This window comes from Haloferax sp. s1 (assembly GCF_058382125.1).
In genome coordinates this window covers 1-4,051 of sequence record NZ_JBZRPK010000394.1, presented here as the reverse complement: position 1 = coordinate 4,051, position 4,051 = coordinate 1, and the positions used below count along the sequence as shown (strand labels likewise).

Here is a 4,051-nt window from a genome sequence, read left to right as displayed (position 1 = left end):
GAATAACATACACAGATAAATGTTTTTCCGTGATTTGCTAATAAGTTCGCAGAACCGAAGGGGGGCTGTTTTTACCAACCGGTGCCGAAAAACCGCTATGACCACGCCAGATGGCCAATTGACGCTCGGCCAGTGTGCCGGGAAAGAGTCTGGTGGCACAGGCGACACGCGGCCTGACGAGGAGGCCGCCATCGTCGCCGGCGACGCCGGCCAGCACGTCTCCGATGTTATCGACACGGACGAGGTGCGCTTTCCCGACCCCGACGGGACGGTCGAAATAGCCGTCACACAGGTTGACTACACCATCGAGGGTGCGGGCCGAGACGAGTATCCCGTGCTCCATATCTTCGGCCGGACCGCGGACAACGAGACCGAACACGTCCGTGTTCTCGGATTCAGACCGTACTTCTACGCCCCCACCGATAGCCTCGACGACGAACTCCTCGACAAGGATGTCATCACCGGGACCGAACCCGGCTACGAGAGTATTCGCGGCGAAGAACTGACGAAGATATTCGGCCGTACGCCCCGCGACGTCGGACAGATTCGTGACGAGTTCGACCACTACGAAGCGGACATTCTCTTCCCGAACCGTCTCCTCATCGATAAGGACATAAACGACGGCGTTCGCGTCCCCGCCCGCCGTCTCGACGACGGGACGATTCAGATTCCCCACCAAGAAATCGAGCCAACGTCGGTCGAGGCGGACCTTCGGGTGAACACCTTCGACATCGAGGTCAACGACCGAAACGGCTTCCCCGAAGACGGCGAGGAGCCGATTATCTGTCTCACCAGTCACGACTCCTATCGGGACGAGTACATCGTCTGGCACGCGGTCGCGCCTGATGGCGAAGGCAAACGACCTGACTCGCTTCCGGGCTACGACTACCTCCGCGACGGCTCTGCGGTCGAAGTTCGAACGTTCGACGAGGAGGACGCGATGCTCGACGCGTTCGTTTCCTACCTTGAGAAGACCGACCCGGATATTTTCACGGGCTGGAACTGTCTCCCCGAAGACACTCGCGTGCTTCTCGCAGACGGTACGGAGAGGAAAATCTGCGACGTGGAGGTCGGGGATACAGTCGTCGGGTCCGATAACCAACAGACGACGGTCGCAGAGGTCACGAACACGTGGGAGAGCAAAAAGGAGGTGAGAGAGTTCGAACTCGCCGATGGGACGACACTCCAAACCTCCGACGAGCACCGCATCATGGTCGGGGACGACGAGGCCGTCGACTGGAAAGAAGGTAGGGACGTTCAGGTCGGCGATTACGTTCTCAAACCGCGGAAACTCCGCGTCGACGACATCCGGGTCCCAACGCTCGCTGACCTCGTGCCGGACCACTGTCAGCGCTTTACCGACCAAGACTCCGTCAAAGCGTTCAAAAAGCACCTCCCGTACGGTGCTGTGAGTGAGCTTTCGGACGAGTTCGGTGTGGCGAAAGGGACACACTATCATCCACATACTGACACGTGGACTCCGGAGCGGTGCGAGCAGGCGGCTGAACGGTACGACATTCCGATGCCCGACGGGGGACGGAGCTACCGCCGGACGGGCGTCGACCTCGACCGTGAACTCACCGCGCACGAACTGTACCTTGCCGGGCTTGTTCTCACCGACGGGACCATGTCGGAAGACGACGGGATACGGTTCTACAACACCCGGACAGAACTCCACGACCAGTTCCCGGGTGGAAACTCGCTCACAGCCGACGGGAAGGGCTGTTTCAAGCAGGGCGTTCTCGACTACGCCACGATGCATGCGTTTAACGGGCTCGGTATCCCGTTCGGAGACAAGAACGCCGGAGAGGTCGACCTCTCGACCATATATCGACTTCCCGAGCGATACATTGCTCAGTTCCTCGCGGGTGTTATCGACGGTGATGGCTGCATCTCTTCGAGCGTCACAATCGCCGCTGAGAACAAGTCTATCGGCAAGTGGTACGTGCGGCTCCTCCAGCGGCTGGGTGTGTACGCCCAGCAGCGCGAACATATCGTTCGAATTCCCGACTCGGCTCGTGAGATCGACCGACTGAAGCAATTCGTCCTCCCGCACATGAGCCACCCGGAGAAGGTCGGCCGACTCGCTGCCTTCGAGGGCGGACAAAGTGGGGCCACCGAGAACATCCCGTACGCACTGTTCGACGCGGCAACTGGAACCGACGAGAAACGAATTGGAAACGACAAGTGGCGTCGGGGAATCAATCTCAAGCGATACGAGACGAAAGCTGACGACTGGGAGGAGTACGTTTTCGTCGAGGTCACGGACATCTCTCGTGTCGGCGTCGAGACGACGTACGACCTCGAAACAACGACTCACAACTTCGTCGCGGAAGACTGCCTCGTCCATAACTGCGACGACTTCGATATTCCCTATTTCCTCGACAGACTCGACGTGCTGAACCCGACGAGCGATTACGACCTCGACTACAACCGTATGTCCCGACTCGGCGAAGTCTGGCGCGGCGGCTGGGGCGGCCCGGACATCAAAGGCCGCGTCGTCTTCGACCTCTTGTACGCATACAAGCGGACACAGTTCACGGAACTCGAATCCTATCGGCTGGATGCGGTCGGCGAACTCGAACTCGACGTGGGCAAAGAACGCTACTCCGGCGATATTGGCGACTTGTGGGAACAGGACCCGGAACGCTTGCTCGAATACAACCTTCGTGACGTGGAACTGTGTGTCGAAATCGACCGCAAACAGGATATCATCGCGTTCTGGGACGAGGTGCGGACGTTCGTCGGCTGTAAGCTCGAAGACGCGCCGACGCCGGGAGATACCGTTGACATCTACGTCCTCCACAAGGTTCACGGCGAATTTGCCCTGCCTTCAAAAGGGAAACAGGAGTCGGAAGACTACGAGGGTGGGGCCGTTTTCGACCCCATCACGGGCGTCAAAGAGAACGTCACGGTGCTCGACCTGAAGTCGCTGTACCCGATGTGTATGGTGACCATCAACGCGTCGCCGGAGACGAAAGTCGACCCCGAGTCGTACGACGGCGATATGTTCCGTGCGCCCAACGGGACGCACTTCCAGCAGGAACCCGACGGCATGATTCGGGAGATGGTCGACGAACTCCTCACGGAGCGTGAGGAAAAGAAGGCGCTTCGAAACGAACATGACCCGGGTTCGTCCGAATACGGGCAGTTCGACCGCCAACAGCAAGCTGTTAAGGTTATCATGAATTCGCTCTACGGCGTGCTGGGCTGGGACCGCTTCCGCCTCTACGACAAGGAGATGGGTGCGGCGGTGACGGCGACCGGTCGAGAGGTCATCGAGTTCACGGAGCAAGCGGCCAACGAAATCGGATACGAGGTCGCATATGGGGATACTGACAGTGTCATGCTCGAACTCGGTCCTGACGTGTCCACGGAGGAAGCAATCGAGCAGTCCTTCGAGATTGAAGAGCACATCAACGCCGCCTACGACGACTTCGCACAGGAAGCGCTTGACGCAGGCGAACACCGCTTCCAAATCGAGTTCGAGAAGCTCTACCGACGATTCTTCCAGGCGGGGAAAAAGAAGCGCTACGCTGGACACATCGTCTGGAAAGAGGGCAAAGATGTCGACGACATCGACATCACCGGCTTCGAGTACAAGCGCTCTGACATCGCCCAGATTACGAAGGAGGTCCAGAAGAACGTCATCGACATGATTGTCCACGGGCAGGACACCGAAGACATCAAAGAGTACCTCCACGACATCATCACCGACTTCCAATCCGGTAATCTGCCGTTAGAGGAAGCTGGTATCCCCGGCGGCATCGGGAAACGACTGACCGCGTACGAGACGCCGACTGCGCACGTGCGCGGCGCACAGTACGCCAACGCCTTCCTCGGGACGAACTTCGGCCGCGGGTCGAAACCGAAGCGCGTCTATCTCAAGAAAGTCCATCCGTCGTGGTTCAGGAAGCTGGAAGACGGGGACTTCGACCCGCAGATGGACGACCTCTACCGCGACTTCAAGCGCGACCCCGACGTGATTTGTTTCGAGTACGCAGACCAGATTCCCGACGAGTTCGAAGTCGACTGGGACACGATGCTCGAC

At 58.9% G+C, this 4,051-nt stretch carries 1 protein-coding gene; it reads left to right on the top strand.

Annotated features, from left to right (window positions below; translation table 11 throughout):
• Positions 1–97: 97 nt before the first annotated feature.
• Positions 98–4,051: DNA polymerase domain-containing protein (locus tag QT222_RS05105; protein WP_491476518.1), on the top strand; the 3,954-nt coding region annotated here is incomplete at its 3' end.